General features: G+C 42.1%; 26 protein-coding genes and 1 pseudogene. 6 read left to right on the top strand and 21 right to left on the bottom strand.

The features are described 5' to 3' along the window. Nucleotides 1–22 precede the first annotated feature (22 nt). The 3 genes from ACXACJ_RS00405 to ACXACJ_RS00395 all read left to right on the top strand — a co-directional run bounded on the left by ACXACJ_RS00405 (nucleotide 23) and on the right by ACXACJ_RS00395 (nucleotide 2,861). Nucleotides 23–1,207 carry an exo-beta-N-acetylmuramidase NamZ family protein gene (locus tag ACXACJ_RS00405; RefSeq protein WP_475132285.1) on the top strand — a complete coding sequence of 395 codons (1,185 nt, stop codon included), beginning with the start codon at nucleotides 23–25 and terminating at the stop codon, nucleotides 1,205–1,207. A gap of 230 nt (nucleotides 1,208–1,437) precedes the next feature. Beyond that, nucleotides 1,438–2,358: a methionyl-tRNA formyltransferase gene (gene fmt / locus ACXACJ_RS00400; protein ID WP_475132283.1), complete on the top strand. Its 921-nt coding sequence runs from the start codon at nucleotides 1,438–1,440 to the stop codon at nucleotides 2,356–2,358. Beyond that, nucleotides 2,355–2,861 carry a dihydrofolate reductase gene (locus ACXACJ_RS00395; RefSeq protein ID WP_475132282.1) on the top strand — a complete coding sequence of 169 codons (507 nt, stop codon included), beginning with the start codon at nucleotides 2,355–2,357 and terminating at the stop codon, nucleotides 2,859–2,861. Before fmt ends, ACXACJ_RS00395 begins: the two co-directional genes overlap by 4 nt. Nucleotides 2,862–3,432: 571 nt before the next feature. Here the strand turns inward: ACXACJ_RS00395 and ACXACJ_RS00390 are convergent. Continuing rightward, on the bottom strand, nucleotides 3,433–3,633 hold the full coding sequence (locus tag ACXACJ_RS00390; protein ID WP_350126915.1) for a hypothetical protein: 201 nt from the start codon (nucleotides 3,631–3,633) through the stop codon (nucleotides 3,433–3,435). A gap of 189 nt (nucleotides 3,634–3,822) precedes the next feature. Between ACXACJ_RS00390 and ACXACJ_RS00385 the strand changes: the two genes are divergently transcribed. Together ACXACJ_RS00385 and ACXACJ_RS00380 are read left to right on the top strand one after the other, a co-directional pair. After that, nucleotides 3,823–4,596, top strand: coding sequence for a hypothetical protein (locus tag ACXACJ_RS00385; RefSeq protein ID WP_475132281.1), 774 nt, complete (start codon nucleotides 3,823–3,825; stop codon nucleotides 4,594–4,596). 12 nt (nucleotides 4,597–4,608) lie between these two features. Continuing rightward, nucleotides 4,609–5,016 carry a DUF5675 family protein gene (locus ACXACJ_RS00380; protein ID WP_475132280.1) on the top strand — a complete coding sequence of 136 codons (408 nt, stop codon included), beginning with the start codon at nucleotides 4,609–4,611 and terminating at the stop codon, nucleotides 5,014–5,016. Nucleotides 5,017–5,508: 492 nt separating this feature from the next. Here ACXACJ_RS00380 and ACXACJ_RS00375 read toward each other — a convergent pair whose 3' ends face one another. Together ACXACJ_RS00375 and ACXACJ_RS00370 are read right to left on the bottom strand one after the other, a co-directional pair. After that, nucleotides 5,509–6,036: a DUF6943 family protein gene (locus tag ACXACJ_RS00375; protein ID WP_475132279.1), complete on the bottom strand. Its 528-nt coding sequence runs from the start codon at nucleotides 6,034–6,036 to the stop codon at nucleotides 5,509–5,511. Nucleotides 6,037–6,189: 153 nt separating this feature from the next. Then, nucleotides 6,190–6,807, bottom strand: a complete 618-nt coding sequence (locus tag ACXACJ_RS00370; protein WP_475132278.1) for a hypothetical protein — start codon at nucleotides 6,805–6,807, stop codon at nucleotides 6,190–6,192. A 690-nt stretch (nucleotides 6,808–7,497) separates the two neighbouring features. Here ACXACJ_RS00370 and ACXACJ_RS00365 point away from each other — a divergent pair. After that, nucleotides 7,498–8,364 carry a transposase gene (locus tag ACXACJ_RS00365; RefSeq protein WP_475132277.1) on the top strand — a complete coding sequence of 289 codons (867 nt, stop codon included), beginning with the start codon at nucleotides 7,498–7,500 and terminating at the stop codon, nucleotides 8,362–8,364. On the opposite strand, the gene ACXACJ_RS00360 is transcribed toward ACXACJ_RS00365, so the two are convergent. The 18 genes and pseudogenes from ACXACJ_RS00360 to ACXACJ_RS00275 all read right to left on the bottom strand — a co-directional run bounded on the left by ACXACJ_RS00360 (nucleotide 8,349) and on the right by ACXACJ_RS00275 (nucleotide 20,577). Next, entirely contained in the window at nucleotides 8,349–8,540 is a 192-nt protein-coding gene (locus ACXACJ_RS00360; protein WP_475132276.1) for a rhodanese-like domain-containing protein, read from the bottom strand. The two genes, ACXACJ_RS00365 and ACXACJ_RS00360, sit on opposite strands and share 16 nt — an antisense overlap. A gap of 4 nt (nucleotides 8,541–8,544) precedes the next feature. Continuing rightward, nucleotides 8,545–8,781 (bottom strand): thioredoxin family protein, encoded by a 237-nt coding sequence (locus tag ACXACJ_RS00355; protein WP_475132275.1) that lies wholly within the window; start codon nucleotides 8,779–8,781, stop codon nucleotides 8,545–8,547. A 5-nt stretch (nucleotides 8,782–8,786) separates the two neighbouring features. Then, entirely contained in the window at nucleotides 8,787–8,984 is a 198-nt protein-coding gene (locus ACXACJ_RS00350) for a hypothetical protein (protein ID WP_475132274.1), read from the bottom strand. 29 nt (nucleotides 8,985–9,013) lie between these two features. Next, nucleotides 9,014–9,325, bottom strand: a complete 312-nt coding sequence (locus ACXACJ_RS00345) for an ArsR/SmtB family transcription factor (protein ID WP_475132273.1) — start codon at nucleotides 9,323–9,325, stop codon at nucleotides 9,014–9,016. Nucleotides 9,326–9,420: 95 nt separating this feature from the next. Further along, entirely contained in the window at nucleotides 9,421–10,149 is a 729-nt protein-coding gene (locus tag ACXACJ_RS00340) for a metallophosphoesterase family protein (protein ID WP_475132272.1), read from the bottom strand. After that, a pseudogene (arsB, locus tag ACXACJ_RS00335) lies at nucleotides 10,146–11,208 on the bottom strand (ACR3 family arsenite efflux transporter). Before arsB ends, ACXACJ_RS00340 begins: the two are co-directional and overlap by 4 nt. 54 nt (nucleotides 11,209–11,262) lie before the next feature. Then, nucleotides 11,263–12,900 (bottom strand): alkaline phosphatase family protein, encoded by a 1,638-nt coding sequence (locus tag ACXACJ_RS00330; RefSeq protein ID WP_475132271.1) that lies wholly within the window; start codon nucleotides 12,898–12,900, stop codon nucleotides 11,263–11,265. Between the two features lie 23 nt (nucleotides 12,901–12,923). After that, complete coding sequence (locus ACXACJ_RS00325; RefSeq protein ID WP_475132270.1) at nucleotides 12,924–14,054, bottom strand: hypothetical protein; 1,131 nt, start codon at nucleotides 14,052–14,054, stop codon at nucleotides 12,924–12,926. Next, nucleotides 14,051–14,719: a low molecular weight phosphatase family protein gene (locus ACXACJ_RS00320; RefSeq protein WP_475132269.1), complete on the bottom strand. Its 669-nt coding sequence runs from the start codon at nucleotides 14,717–14,719 to the stop codon at nucleotides 14,051–14,053. Before ACXACJ_RS00320 ends, ACXACJ_RS00325 begins: the two co-directional genes overlap by 4 nt. Further along, the gene (gene trxB / locus ACXACJ_RS00315) at nucleotides 14,716–15,663 is read right to left on the bottom strand and encodes a thioredoxin-disulfide reductase (RefSeq protein ID WP_475132268.1); all 948 of its coding nucleotides are present in this window, start codon (nucleotides 15,661–15,663) and stop codon (nucleotides 14,716–14,718) included. Before trxB ends, ACXACJ_RS00320 begins: the two co-directional genes overlap by 4 nt. A gap of 19 nt (nucleotides 15,664–15,682) precedes the next feature. Continuing rightward, a complete protein-coding gene (locus ACXACJ_RS00310; protein WP_475132267.1) occupies nucleotides 15,683–16,153 on the bottom strand; it encodes a DUF6428 family protein in 471 nt (156 codons plus the stop codon). A gap of 47 nt (nucleotides 16,154–16,200) precedes the next feature. Next, a complete protein-coding gene (locus ACXACJ_RS00305) occupies nucleotides 16,201–16,536 on the bottom strand; it encodes an ArsR/SmtB family transcription factor (RefSeq protein ID WP_475132266.1) in 336 nt (111 codons plus the stop codon). A 59-nt stretch (nucleotides 16,537–16,595) separates the two neighbouring features. Then, complete coding sequence (locus tag ACXACJ_RS00300; RefSeq protein WP_475132265.1) at nucleotides 16,596–17,711, bottom strand: Fic family protein; 1,116 nt, start codon at nucleotides 17,709–17,711, stop codon at nucleotides 16,596–16,598. Between the two features lie 111 nt (nucleotides 17,712–17,822). Continuing rightward, the gene (locus ACXACJ_RS00295; RefSeq protein ID WP_475132264.1) at nucleotides 17,823–18,506 is read right to left on the bottom strand and encodes an AAA family ATPase; all 684 of its coding nucleotides are present in this window, start codon (nucleotides 18,504–18,506) and stop codon (nucleotides 17,823–17,825) included. Then, complete coding sequence (locus ACXACJ_RS00290; protein ID WP_475132263.1) at nucleotides 18,490–19,296, bottom strand: hypothetical protein; 807 nt, start codon at nucleotides 19,294–19,296, stop codon at nucleotides 18,490–18,492. The genes ACXACJ_RS00295 and ACXACJ_RS00290 overlap by 17 nt, the downstream gene beginning before the upstream one ends. A gap of 15 nt (nucleotides 19,297–19,311) precedes the next feature. Beyond that, nucleotides 19,312–19,641, bottom strand: a complete 330-nt coding sequence (locus ACXACJ_RS00285) for a helix-turn-helix domain-containing protein (RefSeq protein ID WP_475132262.1) — start codon at nucleotides 19,639–19,641, stop codon at nucleotides 19,312–19,314. A gap of 89 nt (nucleotides 19,642–19,730) precedes the next feature. Continuing rightward, a complete protein-coding gene (locus ACXACJ_RS00280) occupies nucleotides 19,731–20,357 on the bottom strand; it encodes an RteC domain-containing protein (RefSeq protein ID WP_475135057.1) in 627 nt (208 codons plus the stop codon). A 22-nt stretch (nucleotides 20,358–20,379) separates the two neighbouring features. Beyond that, nucleotides 20,380–20,577 carry a hypothetical protein gene (locus tag ACXACJ_RS00275; RefSeq protein ID WP_475132261.1) on the bottom strand — a complete coding sequence of 66 codons (198 nt, stop codon included), beginning with the start codon at nucleotides 20,575–20,577 and terminating at the stop codon, nucleotides 20,380–20,382. Nucleotides 20,578–20,766: the final 189 nt, after the last annotated feature.

The following is a 20,766-nucleotide window of genomic DNA, read 5'->3' as shown; positions in this document are numbered from 1 at the left end:
AGTCCCAAAGATAACGAACCGAATGAATAGACTGCTATCCGCCCTTTTTATTTTAATGAGCTGCCTAAGTTGCCAAGCTCAAGAACAATCGCTAAAACTTGGTGCTGAAAGGCTCAATGAATATTTGCCCTTGCTAAAGAATAAAAGAGTAGCGTTGGTGGTAAACCAAACTTCTACCATTGGCGATACTCACTTGGTAGATTCCCTTTTTGCTTTGGGCGTTGATATTAAAAAAGTAATGGCTCCAGAACATGGTTTTAGAGGCGAAGCACCTGATGGAGAAACCATCGACAATGCTAAAGATGCCAAAACAGGCATTCCAATTGTTTCAATCTATGGCAAAACCAAAAAGCCAAGTACCGAAATGCTGGAAGATGTAGACATCTTGATTTTCGATATTCAAGATGTTGGTGTGCGCTTTTACACTTTCATCAGCACGATGCATTATGTGATGGAAGCTGCTGCAGAAAATGGCAAAAAAGTGATTGTGCTGGATCGTCCCAACCCCAACGGAATGTACGTAGACGGCCCGGTAAAAGATGATGACATTAATGGTTTTGTTGCTATGCACCCCATTCCTATTGTTCATGGTTTAACGGTAGGCGAATTGGCCAAAATGATCAATGGCGAAGGCTGGCTAAAACCAGAGAAAACAAATCCAAATCAAACCCCAAGTCCTAAATGTGACCTAACAGTGATTGCAATGGAAGGCTGGGATCATACAAAAACTTATAATTTACCGATTAAGCCATCTCCTAATTTACCGACTGACAACGCCATCACCTTATATCCCTCTTTAGGACTTTTTGAGGGAACTGTGGTCAGTGTTGGCCGTGGCACGGATTATCCTTTCGAAGTGATTGGCCACCCCGATTACAAACCAGGTTCGTTCAAATTCACACCACAACCGAATGAAGGATCAAAATACCCTCCTTTGGAAGGAAAGGAATGCTTTGGGCAAAGTTTCGTGGGTACCGATGCTCATCACGAGCTAACCTTGAAGTACCTTCTGACCTACCACAATGAGTTAAAAAATGACACTACCTTTTTCAGAGATTATATCGACTTACTTTCTGGCACCAAGGATTTCCGCAAACAAGTAGAAGCAGGAATGACCGAAAAAGAGATCAAAGCAACTTGGCAACCCAAACTGAACGCTTATAAAGCCATGCGCAAAAAATATTTGCTGTATAAGGATTTTGAGTAATCTATTCTAAAAATCGCCAGAACCTGAGACATACTCTCCCTACTGAGTTTGGAAAAGGCCAAAGACAATTTCCTTCGCTCCGCTCGGGATAAAAAAGAAGAATATGAAAAGATTGAAAGGCACACAAGCCTATTAATCTTTTGGTTTCTCATCTTTCTTTTCTTCTCAACAAGATCATGATTTCTATCCTCAGCTCGTTTCCCTATTTTTGACATTCAGAAATTGATTGAATGACGGATTTACGCATTATATACATGGGCACGCCAGATTTCGCTGTGCCGAGCTTACAAATTCTTGTTGAAAACGGCTACAATGTTGTGGCGGTAATCACTGCGCCTGACAAGCCCAAAGGCAGAGGCCAGAAATTAGCCACAACACCCGTTAAAGACTATGCGGTTTCACAAAACATTCCTGTTTTACAGCCTACCAATCTAAAATCACCAGAGTTTTTAGAAGAACTTAAAAGCTATAATGCCAATCTGCAAATTGTGGTCGCTTTTAGAATGCTACCCGTTGCCGTTTGGGATACGCCCGAAATCGGCACTTTCAATCTCCATGGCTCATTGTTGCCTCAATATCGCGGTGCTGCGCCCATCAATTGGGCCATCATCAATGGAGAAAAGGAAACGGGAGTTACCACCTTCTTTCTAAAACATGAAATTGACACTGGAAATGTGATTTTTCAGGAGAAGGAACCGATTGGAGAAAATGATACGGTAGGTGAAGTTTATGAACGTTTGATGCACAAAGGTGCTAAACTGGTGCTAAAAACGGTTCAGGCTATTGAAACAGGTGATTACCCGCAATTGCCTCAAGATGAGTTGGGCGAAATTAAGCACGCTCCAAAAATCTTTAAAGAAACCTGCGAAATCGACTGGAACAAACCAGCCGCTGAAGTCCATAATTTTATTCGTGGCCTTTCGCCCTATCCTGCCGCTTGGTGCACTTTGGACAACAAGCAATTCAAAATTTTCGGAACTCGAAAACTCGACACCGCTTTAGCAGAAAAGGCTCCAGGAGCTTACGAGACAGACAATAAAACCTATCTTCATATTCAAACTGCAGACCATGCAATAGCCATTACAGAACTTCAGCTTCAGGGTAAAAAGAGAATGGACATCAAATCATTTTTATTAGGAAACAGCTTATGATTCGTACCATAGTAGTCGCCATTTCGAAGAATTACGCCATCGGTAAAGACAACGACTTACTTTGGCGTTTGCCCGATGACTTCAAGTTTTTCAAGCAAGTTACCACAGGAAATTACATTCTTATGGGGCGAAAAACTTTTGAATCGCTTGGTAGACCTTTACCTAATAGAACTTCTGTGGTAATTACCAGAAATAAGGATTTTGAAGTTCCTGAAGGGCATTTTGTGGCGCATAGTTTAGAAGAAGCTTTGGAGCTTTGCCAAAAACAAAACCTCCACGAAACTATGATTATTGGTGGTGGAAAAATTTATACTGAAGCTGTTGAAAAAGGATTGGTAGACCGAATGCTCATTACCGAAGTAGACGCAACAATTGAGGATGCCGATACTTTCTTCCCAAAATTTGACAAAACAGAATGGCAGGAAGAAAGTAGACAACATCACCCCGCTGATGAAAGGCATCAATATGCTTTCGATTTTGTGATCTACACCAAAAAAGCATAAGCGCTTACCTTTCATAAAATCACGACAACCTTTTAAACACTATTAAGGTATAGGAGAAAGGTTCGATTGATTCACCGTGGAAGAGAAACATTACTTATTAACTGAGCACCCCGCCCACAAACTGGCGGTGCCTTTATTCTTAATTACCAGTTTAATTTACCTGATCCCCTTCGGTTACGATTATTTTAATTGCTGCAAACCCGACCACACCTTTGCATGGTTTGCTGGCTTTTATGTGCTGCTATCAGCTGGTTATTTAGTAAAACGGATTCTGTGTGGAAGAAAATGAAAAAGGAGGCAAAAGCCTCCTTTGTTTTGTCGGGGTGGCGGGATTACAACCACCCCGTGCAAATCTTTATGTATCAGTAAGTTACAAAACGTAATTTCAGTGGGTTCACCGTTCAGTTCTCAATTTATTCGAACTGGTTTGAGTGCATTTGGTGAACTTCGAAACCTTTGTAAATATACAAAAAAGCCCGCTTTTTGGGTTCAAATCGTGGCAAAAAGTGCTAAATTTTATTGTAAGGGGGTATAGAATTTAGTGCCGTTTGACTGCCTTCATCTGGCAAGGTCAATCGGTGATGTAACGCTCAACAATGGCCGGTGCAAGGCCGGTGAACTCACAGAATTCATCTACACTGATGAACTGGTGCGGTTCTTTGGAAAACTCCTCCCTGATCCTGTTTAGGAGCTTCCTTCCGTATCTCTCGCTCTTGCCGGTGATCCGCTGCACGTCTTTTGGATAAATACAGGCTCGTTTGGTTTCGATCATACTCTATCTATACTTCATCTATGCTTTTGCTATACTGTAAATATACTAAATGACCTCCGCAGTTCTTTTTGAACCAATCGGAATAAATGGTATCCTATCGTCCTATACGGAACCTGCCTTTTGTCTGCCTGAAGGAGATAGTTGATTTTCGATGAGTTGCAACAAAGCAACGAATCAAAATCAAGACGTATGGCACGACAAAAAGGTATTATTAAACTGCAAGGAACCATCGGGGATGTGTCCTTCTACAAGAGTAAAGACGGCTATTTAGCCAGGGAAAAAGGGGGTGTGGATGGAGAACGGATCAAGAATGATCCGGCCTTCCAAAGGACCCGGGAGAATGGGTCGGAGTTTGGACGGGCAGGGAAAGCTGGTAAGCTAATCCGCACGGCCTTCAGGCCGCTCTTATTGAAAACTTCAGATAGCAAGGTAGCCTCCAGGTTGACCAAGCAATTAATGATCGTCCTTCAATCAGATGGAGACAATCCAAGAGGAGAGCGGACGGTTTCCAATGGAAACCTGGACTTGATCCAAGGGTTTGATTTCAATGCGGCTGGCCGACTGGAGGCCACACTATACGCTCCCTATGAAGTGAGTTTTGACCGTGCGGCCGGTACCGCATCCATTGACATTCCTGAGTTCATTCCAGCCAATAGCCTGGCCTATCCCCAAGGTGCTACACACTTAAAGATGGTAGCGGCTTTATCGGAGGTGAACTTCGAGAATGATGAATTCACTTTCAACCTGGCAGAGTCAGCAGATGTGGAAATCGGCAATGTGGCAACCGGTCCCCTGGAGCTGGATTTGGCTTTTAATGCCAACAGCGAAGAGGTGCTATTAGTGGCCTTTGGCATTGATTTCTATCAATCCGTCAATGGTCAGATGTATGCCATGAAGAATGGTGGGTTTAACTGTCTGGCTTTGGTTGAGGTAGACAAGTTTGTCCAGCTACCGGAAAACTAATGATGCCCTGAAATGGAATTAACCCTATTCAGAGTTTATCATCAGGACGGTACCAAGGGAGAGCTTTGTGATGGGGAGCTGTTGGTCAGCTCCACCATCGAGCTTCCCTGGAGGGAAAACCAGCGAATGGTGTCCTGCATCCCGGAAGGGAGGTATGAGCTTGTAAAGCGATATACCGACAAACGGGGCTGGCATTTGCTGGTGAAAAATGTACCCAATAGAAGCGGCATCCTTTTTCACCCTGCCAATGACGCCCTGAAGGAACTGAAGGGCTGTATAGCCCCGGTTTCAAAGGTCATCGGTCCAGGTAAAGGGACGGATTCCAAAGCTGCCGATTCCAGGCTGAAAACACTTGTGTTTGAGGCCATGGAAAGAGGCGAAAATGTATTTCTCAATATTCAAAAAGCAAAAAGCGTATGACGATCATAGAAAGGGCGAAAGCCCCAACACCCAAGTTTTTCAAAGTGCTCCGTAACGTAGGTTTGGCACTAGCGGCAGCTGGTGGCGCTTTGTTGGCAGCACCGATCAGCTTACCGGCCGGAATAGTTGCCCTGGGCGGCTATCTCACCGTAGGCGGGACGGTACTGACTGCAGTCAGTCAGGTGACCGTAGAGGATAGCGCAAAAGCGGACAGGAAAGATGGCTAATCTGGTTAGCGGTGGCGATACGAAAGCAGGAACTGCCGGAGGCACGTTACTGAGCGTTCTTGTGAACATAAATTCCGGGGATATCCTCCAAACCTGCATTTTGGCTGCTGTCGGAGCGTTAGTGAGCTTTACCGTGTCCATCCTGCTAAAGTTGTTACTCCAATGGTTCAAAAGAAAACATCCACCTCCGAAGGGGATGTGATTCCCGCAAGTCGGGAAAGTTTGTGTTCCTCTCAATGAAAAGGCCTCCTCGTGGGGCCTTTTTTCATTTCAGGAGTATCTGAAACATGATGGCTCTCTTGACCTGCTTCACAAGCTCCACCTGCTTTTGCAGGATCTTGGCTTTCTGCTCAAAGTCCTGAAGGAGTGCCAATGACTTCAGGTACTTCCTACGATCTTTCAATGCCTTCTCCTGTCCTACCAGCAATACCGCCTTGGCATCACCTATCCTGATGAATGGAACGACTGAACCGGTCAGGTGCGGTGTGAATGCCTGGGCTTGCCAAAGGCCATAAGAGAGCCAGAAATAAAAGTTCCGTGCCTCCTCCGATTCTGTTATGATGGCAAAACAATTAGGGCAAGGTGTTTCGAGCGGCTTTCCCGCATTCAGTCCTTTGGAAAGAATGAAGAAATGAGGCTTAGAGCTGGTGGAGTTTTTTCGATAAGTTTTGATCTGAAAAGTGTGCATAATATGAGCATTTAAAGTTTTGCTCGCTCCGCTTCGCACACATTTCAAAAGAGAAAAGAAAAAAGGGAAAAAAAGAAAAGAGAAAGCCTTTTGCCAGGTGGGCATGGACAGGGCAGTCAAGGTTTTTTGGAAAAATACTACCCAGAGGGTGGAGATTTTTTCAAAAACCCGGAGGGCTTGACCTTGATAGTCTTGATCAGGGTTGGCCTTGCGGGGCCCGCCTAAATTAGCTGCACTCTTTGTTTTTGTTCGGTTTCGTCAACCAATATGATTTTCGATCCCATTCATGTCAAGATGTTGGTTTAGTAAGTCAAATCTCATTTCCTTCAGGTCATTGGTTTCTCTTAATTCATCGATCATTTTTCTGAGGGTTCTTTTTCTGGCATCTTTTGCCACAATCCTATTAAACATCTCTATGCCGTTGTAATTAGGGTTATCTGGTCTTCTTCGTGTAAAACTGATAAAGCTTTCCAAGCAAGTCTCAGGAATAATATTCCATGAAATACAGAGCATATTAGTAGCAGTAAGTAGCTCCCGATTGAAGGGATGTATTAATGCTTTGTCCTTGGATCCGGAAGAATTACTGTTGCCTGGAGAGTGATTCCCCTGCTCATGTATTAAAGGATTAAAAAGAGGAAGAGGGTCGTGTTTGATAATATCTAGAAATTCATTGGCACAATGAGTACCGACAAAAAAGTATTTCGATTGAGCGTCATAATCACCCCTGGGTCTATACGAAAAGATGTAGTATTTGTCATCCAATGCCCCACAACAGCCTTGTTTGTGTTGACCATTAAGAAGTTTTAAGTAGTTAACGGGTTGAATATAAAATTTTCGGTTGAGTTCTTCCTTTCTTTTTCTGGTTCTACAATTCATAAATTATCAATATTGTTAGCTGTGGAAATTGAATTTAGTGCGGGAACGCAGGAAAACCAAAACGGCTGGACGGAGGCTGTGGAGCGCAGCGTAATGGACGAACGGCCAAGCCAGCCGAAGAGAGGAACGAACGGAGGCTTGCGAGCCGTCTGCGAGTGGAGCAAGGGGGCTAGACCGGAAAGCAGTGAGGTACGAACTGCGGGGGCTTGCTATGTGTGAAGTGGAATGCAGGGCTTTTGTAATTTGATCCTCCACAAAAGCCCGGAATGAAACGGAACTACACAAGGGCTGGCGTGATTTTTTGCCTTTTGAGCGTTGGCCGGGTATAAGCGATTACCTGTGTGTTGGGAACCGGGGTTGGTGCAAAAAGCATGACAGTCCCGCAGCCCGCAGCGACCCGCAGGCGAGCAAAAACAATAAGCAGCGGCAGACCCCCAATAAAAAATATTGTGAGTGTAGCGAACACCTTAGAAGGGGTTTGGGGGGATGAAATAGCTGCGAGTGAGGAAGGAGAGAGTGTGTGAAGCAAAACAAGTGAACGGCAGTGAGTGAGCACCTACTGGAGCGCAAACGAACTGGTAAGTGAGCGGTATATGCAAGGAGGATAAAGCCAAGCCCACGCTTCAATCAGGCTCCTTCGCTAAAACAATTCACTGAATTGTTTTTTAACGCTCGGCCCTCCTTGCAGATATGTTTTTGCGAAACAAAACGGAACGACTGACGAACACCGCTCATCCCCTGATAGCCTTTGTCGGACAGACCAGGATGGTGGCCAACGCATGGTTAAGACCGGGCAACACCGCTGACAGCAGCAGTTGCAAACAATTCATGCGGGAGACGTTTGACCATGCCCTCAAAGGGAAAAAAGTTGGTCTTGTGAGGGCTGACAGTGGATTTTACACAGAAGAATTACTCAGCTATCTGGAAGAGGAGCGCCATAACTATATCGTGGCTGTCAAAATGTACCCCAATGTGAAAACAGAGGTTTGGGGACTTAATGACTGGGTGGAATTAACCAAAGGCATCGAGCTCAGCGAAATGAGGTTTTCGCATGAGAAAGGGAAAAGCAGAAGATATATCATTGTAAAAAAGCAGGTGGATATACGTCCCAAATCGGGAGGAAAAATGGTTTTCGAGGATTTACCGGGCTATCGGTTCAGTTGCTATGTGACCAACCTTGAGCTTCCACTGGACCAGATATGGAATATCTACAATACCAGAGCAGACTGCGAAAACAGGATCAAAGAGCTCAAAGACGACTTCGGTTTGGAAAGCTTTTGTATGCAGGATTTTTGGGCGACTGAGGCATCATTCAGATTCATCATGGTTGCTTATAATTTAATGAGCCTGTTCAGGCATTTTGCGCTCAACCATCATAACAGGGCAACTTTGAAAACCCTCAAATCCTATTGCTTTGCATTAGGAGCATGGAAGGTTAACCATGCCAATAAACAGATCCTGAAAATCTCTTTACCCGTCAAAAAAAGGCCTTGGATGGATGGGATTTTCTCCCAAATTCAGAACCTAAGTCCGCCTTTCAATTATTCTAATGCATAATCCGGGTTAAAGCGTTCTTCAAATTCACTAAGCGGAATATTGATAATGCTAGGCACATCATAAGCCAATTCTACAACTTCATCTTTTTCACGGACATCAACCAACAGTGCTCCGTTTTTCACCCATTCCTGCGTAGTAGTTGGGCAAATTTCTTTTACAAAAGTTTGATTTTCCATTTGGTTATTTTTTTAAGAGTTCAATAATTTCGCTTATTTGGGCAATTCTGCCTTTAACTTTCATTTCGCCATCAATCATTAATACCGGGGTGGTCAAAATGTTGTATTTCATCATTTCTTCAATGTCTTCTACTTTTTCTACATTGGCTTCCATGTTGCTTTGTTTGAGTGCTTCAAGCACATTGCTGTAGGTGGTTTTGCACTTTGGGCAACCCGGACCTAATACTTTTATTTCTTTCATTCTTGCTAGATTTTAAATATGTTAACTATAATTAATTTTTGATTCTTTGTTAGTTGTTTCTGTTTAGCTTCCGCCCATTCCATCACCTGATATACAGGGGGATCATTCGAATAGGTATAGGATGGTTGTTGAATCTCAATAACCTCTGAAAAGTGCTCATGGCCTGCCTGATCTTGCAGTACATAACTTACAAATGCTTTCATATTGAATTTGCTATAGGTTAAAAATCATTTTAAATATTTTGGAAAACTGCATCAAATATTTTCTTTGCTGAGACCCAATTTTCTTTGTTTAGACAATATTTCACTTTAGGAGGGAGTATCTCACCTTGTATGAGCCCCGCTTCTTTCAACGCTTTCAAATGTTGAGAAATGGTAGATTGTGCCAAAGGAATCTTATCTGTGAGGTCACCTGTATAGCAGCAAGCCTGACTTTTTAAAAGTCGAAGTATCTGTATCCTTACAGGATGTCCCATCGCTTTGGCAAAAGAGGCGAGTTTTACATCCTCCACCGCATATTCTATTTCAGATAGCGTTCTACTCATTTTTTTATGTTTATTGTTCATCGTAAATATACGATTAATGTATTGTTGCGAATGTGACTTATGTTACATTAGAAGATGATGTTGATCAGCAATGTCTACCTTGCGAGTCTCAAGGCTTCTGCATAAGCGTTTGGTAATTGACTTTCTTCTACTGCTTTCGCAGCTTTTTCTACATCATAATCTACCCTGATGAAGTGTACTGAGATGGAAGTAGGCTTTTCTAAAGAAAGTGAGGTGTTTATCTCCATAAGGGCATAGCATGCTCTAGGGTCTCCGTCTTTGGGTTTGCCCACAGAGCCAATATTTATAACATGCTTGAAACGATCACCGTCCTTAATTATCCTATGAAAGGGTTTGTGTGTATGACCGCATAATAACACATCTGCCTGATGTGATTGCATCATGCTTAATACTTCTTGCTCAGGATAATCAACTACCATATAATCATTGATTGACATGATACTGCCGTGAACCATCAAGAGATTTAAAGGTTCTTCGTTGCTGACAAATGACAAAGACAAATGTCTCGGTAGATTTATCAGATAATCTCTGTTTTGATCAGTAATCAATGCCCGAGTCAACCCTCTATTTGAGGGTTGAGCTTCTTGGACAATAGGTTTTAACAAAGCCTCATCATGATTTCCCATGATAGTAGGAATTCGTCTTTTACGAATTTCATTCACGACCTCATTTGGCCATACATTATATCCCACCAAGTCACCTAAACAATAAATTGCATCTGGATTAATAGATTCAACATCCTGAAAAAAAGCTTCCAGTGCAGGTAGATTGGCGTGTATATCTGAAAAGAAAGCTATTCTCATTTTGAGACTGCCTTAGGGGTATCGTAATATTTCTTTTTCAACCAGAAAGAAACTCTTACCAAAAGGATTAATGCTGGCACTTCTACCAGTGGACCAATAACTCCTGCAAACGCTTGACCTGAGTTAAGACCAAAAACAGCAATTGCAACAGCTATAGCCAATTCAAAATTGTTTCCCGCTGCTGTAAAAGCAACTGAAGCAGTTTTGTCGTATTCCACTCCCATTGCTTTGGTAAAGAAAAATCCGATAATGAACATTAAGGTAAAATAGATAAGTAGAGGCACTGCTATGATCAGCACATCCATTGGGATTTCTACGATTAACTCACCTTTCAAAGAGAACATGACCACTATTGTAAATAGAAGGGCGATTAAGGTCATTGGGGAGATTGTCGGAATGAATTTTTTCAGATACCAATCTTCTCCTTTAAGCTTCACTAATATTAGTCTGGACAGGATTCCCATTACGAAAGGAATACCTAAATAGATGGCGACACTCTCAGCAATAGTAGCTATCGATATATCTACAATAGCACCATCAAAGCCAAAATAAGGAGGTAAAACGGTAATGAATATCCATGCATAGAAGCTATAGGCAAACACTTGAAAGATACTGTTCAGTGCGACCAAGACCTGCACCATATTCGCTGCTTCCTTCCGCCAGATCATTCCACACTAAGACCATGGCTACGCATCTCGCCAATCCAATCAATATAAGACCAACCATATACTCTGGATAGTCCTGTAAGAATGTTAAAGCCAAAACAAACATCAACCCTGGACCAATAATCCAGTTTAGAACTAATGAAATAGAAAGGATCTTTACATTCCTAAATACTTTGGGCAAAAGTTTATAATCCACTTTGGCTAAGGGTGGGTACATCATCAAGATGAGACCTATTGCTATTGGAATGTTGGTACTACCAGTGCTAAAAGAATTAATGAAGTCGGAACTGTTTGGGATAAAATATCCCAATCCTACCCCCAGAGCCATGGCTAGGAATATCCAAAGGGTTAAATACTGGTCGAGGAAAGATAGTTTTTTGGTCTTATTTGTCATCTTTTTACTTTAATATTTGAGAATGTATAATTAGAATATTTAGATATGCCGGTATTACTCCTCCTCATCATAGAAACTATCAAGTACTTGTTCAATTGGTTGGCCAGTTGCACCATTGGGGTAACTGATTCCCAAAATACTGGAAAGGGTAGGTGCAATGTCCTTTACATGAGTAAGCTTATGGCTTCTAACACCTGTTTTAATTTTCGAGCCGTAAAAAATCAAAGGAACGTGGGTATCGTATGGAAAAGGGCTTCCATGAGTGGTACCTCCTCGGGCGTTGTAGCTGTCTAGCCACCCCGGAGCTTTAACAAAGAAAACATCTCCGCTTCTTTTTGGGTCAGTGCCATTGTAAGCTCTTTCACAAATACTTTCATCTGAGAGGCATAGACGTTGGTTTGGTAAAACTGCTCCAATAATACCTGCCTGGTTCAGAAGGAACTTTGCAAGATGCTTTTCTACTAATTCTTTGTTCAGGTTACCTGATTCTAAAGCGGTATTGCTGATATAGACCTGATCATTCGTGATTTTTTCGATCAGGTCTACCTGAAATTTTGCTAAAGATTCAGCTCGCAGTAAACTGTCCAACTTATTTGTTTGCAAATACGCTGCATTGGTGCCAGCCTGACCAGTAATATCACTCACGCCATGATCTGAGGTGATGAAAATCAGAATATTTTCTTTTCCTAATTTCTTCTCAACGAAATTGAGGAAAGAAGCAATGTCCCGATCTAACCGGATATACGTGTCTTCTACCTCTAAGGAGTTAGGGCCAAAAAGATGACCAATGTAATCAGGTGAAGAAAGGCTGATGCTAAAGAAATCAGTCGAGTTATTTGCACCCAGGTTTTCGCTTTCAATGATGATTTTGGCAAGGTCAAAGGTGATGGAGTTCCCAAAAGGAGTTTGTCTGATCAGTCCGGGACCATTTGCTTTCTCAATGGTAGCAAGCTTGTGTGGAAAAACGGGCTTATCCTCGCCTTTTAGTTGACCTTCAAAGGGCATATTATCCAGATCACCAGCCAAATATTCTGACTGTGGCAAGAGGGTTTCCCATGAAGATGAAAGGTATTTTTTTACCAAATTCATGTCATTAAACTGATTCATGTAGTTGGGGAGCTGATCCATATAAAAACTACTGGTAACGAACTTCCCGTTAGTCTCATCAAACCAATAGGCAGCATCCGCATTGAACCCGACAGGCAGAATTGCCCCCCGATCTTTCAGAGCAATCCCAATAACCTTGCTGTCTGGACTTGCTGATTTGAGCTGGTCTGCGAAGGTGTTACTCTTAAGGTTTCTTGGGGAATAATAACCAGCTTTTGAATCTGAACCAACGGTTGAAACAGTCAAGTCATCCACGCAATAAACCATCTTTTGGGTTTGGCGGTCATACCAATTATTGCCGGCAATTCCATGAATATTAGGACTGGCACCCGTACCGATAGTAGCATGCCCGACACCCGTGTAGGTAGGTATGAGATCATAATGGGTGTTGGCCAGAAATAAGCCCTGATTTACTAATTTCTTAAATCCGTTCTCTTCATAATGGCCCCAAAATCTTGTGATGTAGTCATACCGCATCTGATCAATGGTAATGCCTATTATAAGTTTTGGATTTTCATGATGTTGAGAATATGCTGTACTTCCTATTACAGTAAGCATCAATAAAATTGCTAATATTTTTTTCATTTGGATGATGATTTAATGTTTGTTTAATTGAAGATTTGAATAAACCAATTTTGTATTTCTTCCCTTATTGCAGGATTTGCTCCTGAGGCCAAAATAACCGATATTATCAAGCCAATTGTAGCATAAGAAATATCTCTTCCAACCATCCAGAGTGATTTTATCCGATGCTTTTTACCTGTTTTATTTCTGGCCAGATTTACAGCAATTTCTCTACCGCCAATAATTCCAAGGAAAACCCATGTAGTACTCATAGGAACAGTGCTTATAAAGAGCTTGTAGGTTAATAGCAGCACATAAGTTAAATCTATGAGGGTGGCCGCTCTGACATCAGAAATCCTGACTTTTTCACTCACGACTTGTTGAATTTTATCTCCCCGCAGGTAAAACAACAGGCCTAAACCAAAAAAGATTGTGGCACTAAAGATAATGAATTGAAATAGGGATTGTTGTCTGGGAAGGAAGACCGCAATATTAGCACCATCCTGCATTACCCATACTGCCCATAATGAACCACTTACTACCCACTGCAAAATTGTCCAAAAAAAGGGGGCCTTTCTTTTCTTAAAATATTTTCTAATAAAATTATAACTGAAATACCATACCATGAAAGATAGGATAAAAGCGATGGCATAACCCGATATACTTTTGTTAACCATAGAAATAATCCCGGACGAACTGGCACTGAATACACTTAGCATTAAAAATGTAGTAGAAACAGGCATTCTCAGTCTAGTGAGTATAAGAAGTATAAGAGGAGCTATAATCTGAAAAAAACTGAAATTCTCGGGATGCGGGTAGTTGGTTTCCCCTTTTGGGTTGAGCAGGCGTTGGTATGTTACATCACCGTCAAAATAAAACCAACTGAAACCAACGGTAATCAGGAATATACCCCCTACAAAAAGCCACAATATCCACCATCTTTTGAATTTGTTACTTTCTATAAAGGTGCCAAGTGACTGAATGCTATCGTTGGCCACTGCCGCATAAGCGGCAAATAAGAATCCGATCCACATAGCGCTCTGTCCATAATTGACTAGAATAGATGAAAGTACCAGACCAATAAGAACTAACGCTAAAAAAGTTTTTTCCCGGACTAAAAAATCCAAAACATTTAGGTAGGGATAATTTCTATTATGTATTTTTTCATTTTTCATTTGAAGGAATCGATTTTAAGGCCTGAGTTGACTCGAATTGGTATTTTCATTTTTATATTTGAGAATACATAAAACAGTTCACTTGCTATCTGCATAGATCGTTCGTCATACTTAGATGCCTCTTCAGGCGTATCATCAAATGCCTTGGGATCATCATAACGCACAGGTATGCGTTTTTCGGTTCCAGGTATAAAAGGACAATTCTCATCTGCATGAGAGCATGTCATAACCGCAGCAAATTGGTCAGCTCTATTGATTGGGTCATCAAAGAGTTTTGAAAAGGTAGTCATTGGCTCACCATCATATGAATTTAGAATGAAGTAAATCGGATTATCCTCTCCTTTAGAAGAGACTATAAATCCACTTCTTTTGAGAGAGGCAACAGCTCTTTTATTGAATGCGGTTACTTCCACACCCCCTGAGTAGCAATTGGCATGAATGCCGAAATAGTCAGCTGCTGTTTGTGCCCAAATTTGTGAAAACTGACTCCTGCGAGAATTATGAGTACAGATAAAGTTCAGATTTACTTCCTTTTCCTGATCAACTTTCGATTGTATGTAGTCAATCAAAACTTTTAGAATTTCTTTTCTTTCTTCCGATATATTCAATGATTTCACCTGATCAAGTGTCTTATCTAGTTCAGGTAATAGGTTGTATTTACTCATAGTTGTTTTTCTAATTTTGTTTCTAAGCTCATCAAATACTTTTCTGCTTCCAGTGCAGCCATGCAGCCAGAACCTGCTGCTGTTACTGCCTGACGGAACTTCTTGTCCTGCACATCTCCACAAGCAAACACGCCAGGTATATTGGTTTCAGTAGAGTCAGGCTTGGTGATGATATAGCCCTGATCATCGGTTTGGATGGCATGTTTTAAAAAAGTTGAGTTAGGAGTGTGTCCAATCGCTACAAAAAAGCCTTCAGCTTGGATCTCAAATTCCTCTCTTGTTACCGTATTTCTGACTTTAGCGCCCTTTACTTCCTGTTCGCCCAAAACTTCAATGGTTTCAGTGTTCCAATAGACCTTAATATTAGCCTTGTTGAGCACTCTGTCCTGCATGATTTTAGAAGCTCTGAGGTGATCTTTCCTTACCAGCATGTGCACAGTAGGGCACAGGTTTGATAGGTAAAGTGCTTCTTCGCAAGCTGAATCTCCTCCACCTACTATTATGACCTCTTTGCCTCTGTAAAAAAAACCATCGCAAACGGCACAAGCAGAAACGCCAGAACCATTCAGTCTTTGTTCAGATTCCAAGCCGAGCCATTTGGCTGACGCACCAGTAGCAATAATGATACTGTCGGATGCGATTTCGGAACCATTGTCGAGTTTCATTATATAAGGATGCTGGATAAAATCTATTTCGATGACCTGATTGAAGCGAATTTCAGTACCAAATCGAACAGCCTGTTCTTTAAACTCTTCCATCATTTGTGGACCATTAATACCATTAGGGTATCCTGGGAAGTTTTCCACGTCATTAGTGATCATTAATTGCCCCCCTGGTTGTGCACCAGTAAGCATTACAGGCTTGAGGTTTGCCCTAGCGGCATAAATAGCAGCTGTGTATCCGGCAGGACCAGCTCCGATGATTGTACATTTTTGATGTTCCATAATAATTAGCTTATACAGTTTAACAACAACCTGAACCTGGTGTACAGCTATTTTCTTGAGCTTGAAGGCTGGAAAGTCTTATTCTTGGCTTTTCCTGTGGAATACCACATTTGTCTTTAGCCAGGCAATCGGTTTGGGTAGAAGTGAGTTGAAAAACGCCATTTTGAAACTCCAAGCCATACTTGCCAATGGTTTCTCCCTGATATTCAACTTCAATTTCAAGATTTTCAAGACCAAGTTTTTCTTCTGAAAGTTCGATAATAGAACGAAGTTTTTGAGCACTCAATCGATGGTCATAGTCTGTGGCGGTGAACAATTGAAAATTGATTACTGATTCTTTACGTATGGTTCCTCCACAATCGATAAAGTGTTTCTGTATGTTCCCGACCTCTGTGACATGAAAGTGAGATGGAACTTGATGTCTATTTGGTAAAGTGAATTTCACTTCTTCAACTTCTTCTAAAGCTGCTTTGATTTCTGATAGCCTCATTTGCGTTTATGTTATTGCAATATTACGATATGATTAAACAAATTTTTTTAGCAACAGTCTCCGGGTGAAGGAGATTCAAACTGATTGAAAATTTCATTGAATTGACCTTTGACCTCAACCCATCGAACAGGATTGATACAGTAACTGATACGTGACCCTTCAATGGTACCTTGTATGATGCCAATGTCTTTTAGTTCACGCAAATGCTGACTGATAGTCGCCTGTGCCAATCCCAGTTCTTGAACTAAATCCCCATTGATACAGGCATTGGATTTGAGCAGGTATTGAATGATGGCCACACGAGCAGGATGGGCAAATGCCTTTGCTGCCACGGCTATTTCATTTTGCACATCCGAAAAAAGGTCTGTTTTAGTTACTCCCATCTTAGTTGTATTGTCATTGCAATATTACGATAAGTAATTCGGATTCGCAAAGAAGTGGTCTAACTTTGCTTCAGTAGTTGGTACAATTGCTGGTTGATGAAAATATTCTCTTTCCCGATAGGTTCGAGTTTTAGGATTCCAATGGATTCCAAAGTCTTTAAGTATCTGGAAGCGGCTTTTCTTTCTACGCCCAGTCCATTTGAGATATATTCTATTTTGGTATAGGGATGAACAAACAATTGTTCGATCAAGTCTTTCGAGTAGATTTTAGGGGCTTCATTTTTTACCTTATCCTGGATCTCATTGAAGATGCTGTTGATTCCGTGGATCTGGGAAATAGCCTTTGTCGCAGTATCCTCAATGGCCTTGAGCATAAACAATACCCAGCCTTCCCAATTGTCTTTAGTCCTCACCTCCTGTAGCAATTTGTAGTAAGCTCCTTTGTGGCCTATAATGTAGCCACTGAGGTAAAGCATGGGTATTTCCAACAGATTGTGAAGGATGAGGTAAAGCACGTTAATGATCCTGCCCGTACGTCCATTTCCATCATAGAATGGATGGATGCTCTCAAACTGGTAGTGTTGTATGGCCATCCTGATCAGGGGTGACATTCTATCAGGTTCATCATTGATAAAGTCTTCCAGATTTTTCATCAGTTTGACAATTACTTCCTTATCATCTGGCGGTGTATAAATTGTTTTACCCGTCAGATCGTTTTTTAGGGAAGTACCAGGCAATTGTCTAATTCCGGCCTCATTCTCTTCCAATATGGATTGAATCCGGACAATACCATTGGTGTTTAGGAAGCCTTTCTTTTTAATCTCCTCAAAACCATAGAGCAGGGCTTCCCTGTACCGTAGGACTTCCTTGGTAGAAGGATCAATTGTCATCGACTTGGCCGCCAAAGCCTGATAGAGCTTGTCATGCGTGGTAATGATGTTCTCCATTTCTGAGCTAGCCTGTGCTTCTTTGAGTACAATGGCATTGATCAAAATACCCTGGTTGGTCAAGGTTCTTGCCAATCCCTTCAGCTCTGCAAGGGCAACAGCAGCTTTACTTTCCTGTTTGAGGATTTGGATAGTCTCTACTTTTTCCACCGGAGGAGGTAGAAGAGGCAAATCATTGAGTGGTTTCGATGGATCGATATTCTTCATTTTATAAATTACGTGAGACAAAAATACGAAAATTGGGACATGAAACAAGTTGTATGTACCATCATGGGACATGAGACAAACACCTCAAGAATAGGACATGAAAACCAGCACATGTACCACGATGGGACATGTTCATACCCGCTTATCTTTCGCCTCCTTATCAAACGCTAGAACATTCATCATTTCTCTCATCCTTGATCTAACCCGATTGCCATAGCAGCTTTCAATCTCACTGGCGGAAAGATTGGTGGTGGCATGAGTGAGCATGTGCCGACCAATGAACATATCGTAGCGGCTCAAAAGGATCTCTGCCATTACATTGGTTTCATTTCCATAATATTTGATGTTGGACTCCACTCCCAGGTCATCGAAGCAATACGCTTTTGGGGTCAGCTCTCCGCTTGTTTGCTGGAAGGCTGATTTGGAGTATTTGTTGATAACTGGATAGCCGTCCTGAATGAATTCCAGAGTGATGTCACGAGTGGATTTGATGATATATTGTTCTTTGGGAGCCAACATAAACCGTAGAAGGGTCATCAGGGAAGTTTTGCCACAACCGACCGGGCCAGTCAGCAGGATGCCTTTGTGTAAGTCAATGCCGTGCTTTTCAGCATTGGGTTTGTCCTGGTAGAAATAGATAAGCAGCCTAAAAATAATGAGGTGGTCTTCTTTACATATCCTGAATTTCGGGCTGATGTATTCTTTGCCTGCTTTCTCAAGGAATTCAAGGCATTTGTCAAACTGGATGATGTTGCTTTGAACACCCTCCTGCTTTTGCCCATCTCTTGCCACAGAAGACTTAGAGCGGCTCGCCATAGTCTTTGCCGGTTCCTGTGTGGAGGTTTCTTGGCTTAAGACCTGACTGATGGTTTCTCTGATCTTTTGCATAGGCATTGAATTTTTGTGCGTTCAGCATCCAGTTTCGGGCGGCTGCTTTCCAGTCTTTCATCTTGGAGCGGCCACCTACCAGCCAGCCATTGCTCTGGAAGTAGTTATAGAACTTCTCAGCCTCCACGGGTGGATAGCCTTTTTCATCAAAGTAGATTTTTACATGGGCTTCCAGAGGCGGAATGTCCGGGCCATAGCCAGCAGCTTCCTTTTTCTTTTGCCGCAACTTTTTCCCGACATCTGCCGGGATTTCGCCCGCCCGTGGCGAGCTCAACTTTCTTTTCATTTCAAAATCATTTGAATCGATCTCCATTTTTTTTGATTGCTCACCCAAGTTTGTTTCGTTTTCACTGTTTAAAGGGTTTGTATTGTTTTTATAAGGTCTCACAGCTATTTCACTACCTGTATCAGCACCTGTCTCACTACCTTTATCAAAACTGTACAGGTAAATGAGGCTCCCCCGATGCGGATTGTATGACGGTTCATAACGGATATACCCGAATTGATCCAACTGTTTCAGGCACTTGGTGTAGGTGTTCACCGAACCGATTTTTGACAACCTCATCAACTCGTCCCGCGACACGGATATCGGGTTCTTGAAAAAGTTGAGGTTCCACCGCCTGAACAAGGCCATATACAGACTGATATGGTAGGGCGTGAGCCTGGTATCTGCATCCATCTGCTGGAACGCTGCGGAAAGGTGCCTGATGTAGTTCATGCCCGGCCATGTGCTTTACCTCAAGCGGTTCTGAAACTTATTGGACTGGAGCATGGACTGAATGTCTGCATAGTCATAATAGATCACTCCTCCTATCTTGGTAAAAGGTAATGTGCCGTTTACCCGTAGGTTCTGCAATGTGCCGGGCGAAATGCCCAGGAGCTTGCGAACCTCATAGGATTTCAGCCATTTCTTGGTTGGCTGTCCGGAATGTTCTTTGAGTAGCCTTTTGAGATCTTCCAGGAGTTCAATCTTGAACTCACGAAGGTCATCCGTAGTAATAATTTGCTCGCGATATAATTTATTTCCAGAGGTGCTCGCGAACCTGTCGGTTTCTGCTGCCATATCTTAACAAATGTTGATTGAATAGCGAAGATGTTCCCGTTTAGTGGGTTTTATTCACAAGGCAAACCGAAGTTGGGAAAGATTTTGTGCTATTTCTCATCAGCTTCATCCATTCTGCGGATAAGGCTTTCATGCAGGGAATCGAGGAATTTCGTCCTTCCTGTCTTTCTGATACGTATTTCGAGGAATGTGCGGTGGTATTGCCCTAAATCTACTCCAAATGTGTCTTCCAAACATTTGGAAATTTCTTTCAAGTCTGCTCTGCCATGGTTAAAGACCCCACGGGCATGGAGGGCGTACATCAGCTCAATCAGAGCTACTTTGGAGTTTGTCCATGCCATTTTCCCCTTCGGTTCGACTTGTGATTTTCCGTTGCTTAAGTCCCTCATATCCAGCTTATTCAATTCATCTTCCAAATAGACGTTGAGCAGATCATTGGCCAGGATGTTGGAAACTTTAAAATCATGGCTGGTAGAGAAATTTGGATCGGTCTCGAAAAAAAATGAATCAAGGGTTAAGCGTATATCTTGCTTGCCACGGACAAAATACTTGTGGTCCAGGTAGTTGCTGTGGGTACGGTAATAGCGGTAAAACTCCAGGTTGTTATTAAAGTACCGTTTGAGCTTATCTAACTCGTTCTGATAGTACTTGCGTCTTACCTTGATCCCTCCGTTGGGTTTGTTGGTTTCGATATTGAATACACTGAGGTGGTAGATGAGCTTACTAACAAATTTTGGCTTAATTTCCTTGAAAAAGCAGGATTTCGCTAGCTTGAGAATCTAATGGGTTTTTAGTCAAGCCCTCCCTTAACTGGTTAATGGCAATCAGGACCATTTGAAAGCTCTGTTCAGATTTTTTGAGAATGTTGTCTTCTTCCAGATCAATCATTCTAAGCCTGTCCTCTAAATCTTCATATAGCTGGTCATTGTTGAACATTCGCAATTATTGATTCACCACTCAGTGTACATTGCTTACCGACAGATACAAACCACCGAGATAAAGAAATCTCGACTTCATACACTGAGGCCTCCAGCAAGTTTTCAACCGGCTTTTGCCATTATTTTCTGTGCCCTTCAAACCTCCCATGGGGTTTTCAATTGCGGAAATATCAAGCGGCTCCAGTGC

It is taken from the genome of Roseivirga sp. AWQ4_251 (genome assembly GCF_056158225.1).
Note: the sequence above shows the minus strand (reverse complement) of the source record. Positions and strands in the feature narration are given on the sequence as shown.

Excerpts from the sequence above, each read along its gene's own strand:
- ACXACJ_RS00405 (WP_475132285.1), top strand. The coding sequence starts at position 23 with ATGAATAGACTGCTATCCGCCCTTTTTATTTTAATGAGCTGCCTAAGT.
- fmt (WP_475132283.1), top strand. The coding sequence starts at position 1,438 with ATGACGGATTTACGCATTATATACATGGGCACGCCAGATTTCGCTGTG.
- ACXACJ_RS00395 (WP_475132282.1), top strand. The coding sequence starts at position 2,355 with ATGATTCGTACCATAGTAGTCGCCATTTCGAAGAATTACGCCATCGGT.
- ACXACJ_RS00390 (WP_350126915.1), bottom strand. The coding sequence starts at position 3,633 with ATGATCGAAACCAAACGAGCCTGTATTTATCCAAAAGACGTGCAGCGG.
- ACXACJ_RS00385 (WP_475132281.1), top strand. The coding sequence starts at position 3,823 with ATGGCACGACAAAAAGGTATTATTAAACTGCAAGGAACCATCGGGGAT.
- ACXACJ_RS00380 (WP_475132280.1), top strand. The coding sequence starts at position 4,609 with ATGGAATTAACCCTATTCAGAGTTTATCATCAGGACGGTACCAAGGGA.
- ACXACJ_RS00375 (WP_475132279.1), bottom strand. The coding sequence starts at position 6,036 with ATGCCCACCTGGCAAAAGGCTTTCTCTTTTCTTTTTTTCCCTTTTTTC.
- ACXACJ_RS00370 (WP_475132278.1), bottom strand. The coding sequence starts at position 6,807 with ATGAATTGTAGAACCAGAAAAAGAAAGGAAGAACTCAACCGAAAATTT.
- ACXACJ_RS00365 (WP_475132277.1), top strand. The coding sequence starts at position 7,498 with ATGTTTTTGCGAAACAAAACGGAACGACTGACGAACACCGCTCATCCC.
- ACXACJ_RS00360 (WP_475132276.1), bottom strand. The coding sequence starts at position 8,540 with ATGGAAAATCAAACTTTTGTAAAAGAAATTTGCCCAACTACTACGCAG.
- ACXACJ_RS00355 (WP_475132275.1), bottom strand. The coding sequence starts at position 8,781 with ATGAAAGAAATAAAAGTATTAGGTCCGGGTTGCCCAAAGTGCAAAACC.
- ACXACJ_RS00350 (WP_475132274.1), bottom strand. The coding sequence starts at position 8,984 with ATGAAAGCATTTGTAAGTTATGTACTGCAAGATCAGGCAGGCCATGAG.
- ACXACJ_RS00345 (WP_475132273.1), bottom strand. The coding sequence starts at position 9,325 with ATGAGTAGAACGCTATCTGAAATAGAATATGCGGTGGAGGATGTAAAA.
- ACXACJ_RS00340 (WP_475132272.1), bottom strand. The coding sequence starts at position 10,149 with ATGAGAATAGCTTTCTTTTCAGATATACACGCCAATCTACCTGCACTG.
- ACXACJ_RS00330 (WP_475132271.1), bottom strand. The coding sequence starts at position 12,900 with ATGAAAAAAATATTAGCAATTTTATTGATGCTTACTGTAATAGGAAGT.
- ACXACJ_RS00325 (WP_475132270.1), bottom strand. The coding sequence starts at position 14,054 with ATGAAAAATGAAAAAATACATAATAGAAATTATCCCTACCTAAATGTT.
- ACXACJ_RS00320 (WP_475132269.1), bottom strand. The coding sequence starts at position 14,719 with ATGAGTAAATACAACCTATTACCTGAACTAGATAAGACACTTGATCAG.
- trxB (WP_475132268.1), bottom strand. The coding sequence starts at position 15,663 with ATGGAACATCAAAAATGTACAATCATCGGAGCTGGTCCTGCCGGATAC.
- ACXACJ_RS00310 (WP_475132267.1), bottom strand. The coding sequence starts at position 16,153 with ATGAGGCTATCAGAAATCAAAGCAGCTTTAGAAGAAGTTGAAGAAGTG.
- ACXACJ_RS00305 (WP_475132266.1), bottom strand. The coding sequence starts at position 16,536 with ATGGGAGTAACTAAAACAGACCTTTTTTCGGATGTGCAAAATGAAATA.
- ACXACJ_RS00295 (WP_475132264.1), bottom strand. The coding sequence starts at position 18,506 with ATGGCGAGCCGCTCTAAGTCTTCTGTGGCAAGAGATGGGCAAAAGCAG.
- ACXACJ_RS00290 (WP_475132263.1), bottom strand. The coding sequence starts at position 19,296 with ATGAACTACATCAGGCACCTTTCCGCAGCGTTCCAGCAGATGGATGCA.
- ACXACJ_RS00285 (WP_475132262.1), bottom strand. The coding sequence starts at position 19,641 with ATGGCAGCAGAAACCGACAGGTTCGCGAGCACCTCTGGAAATAAATTA.
- ACXACJ_RS00275 (WP_475132261.1), bottom strand. The coding sequence starts at position 20,577 with ATGTTCAACAATGACCAGCTATATGAAGATTTAGAGGACAGGCTTAGA.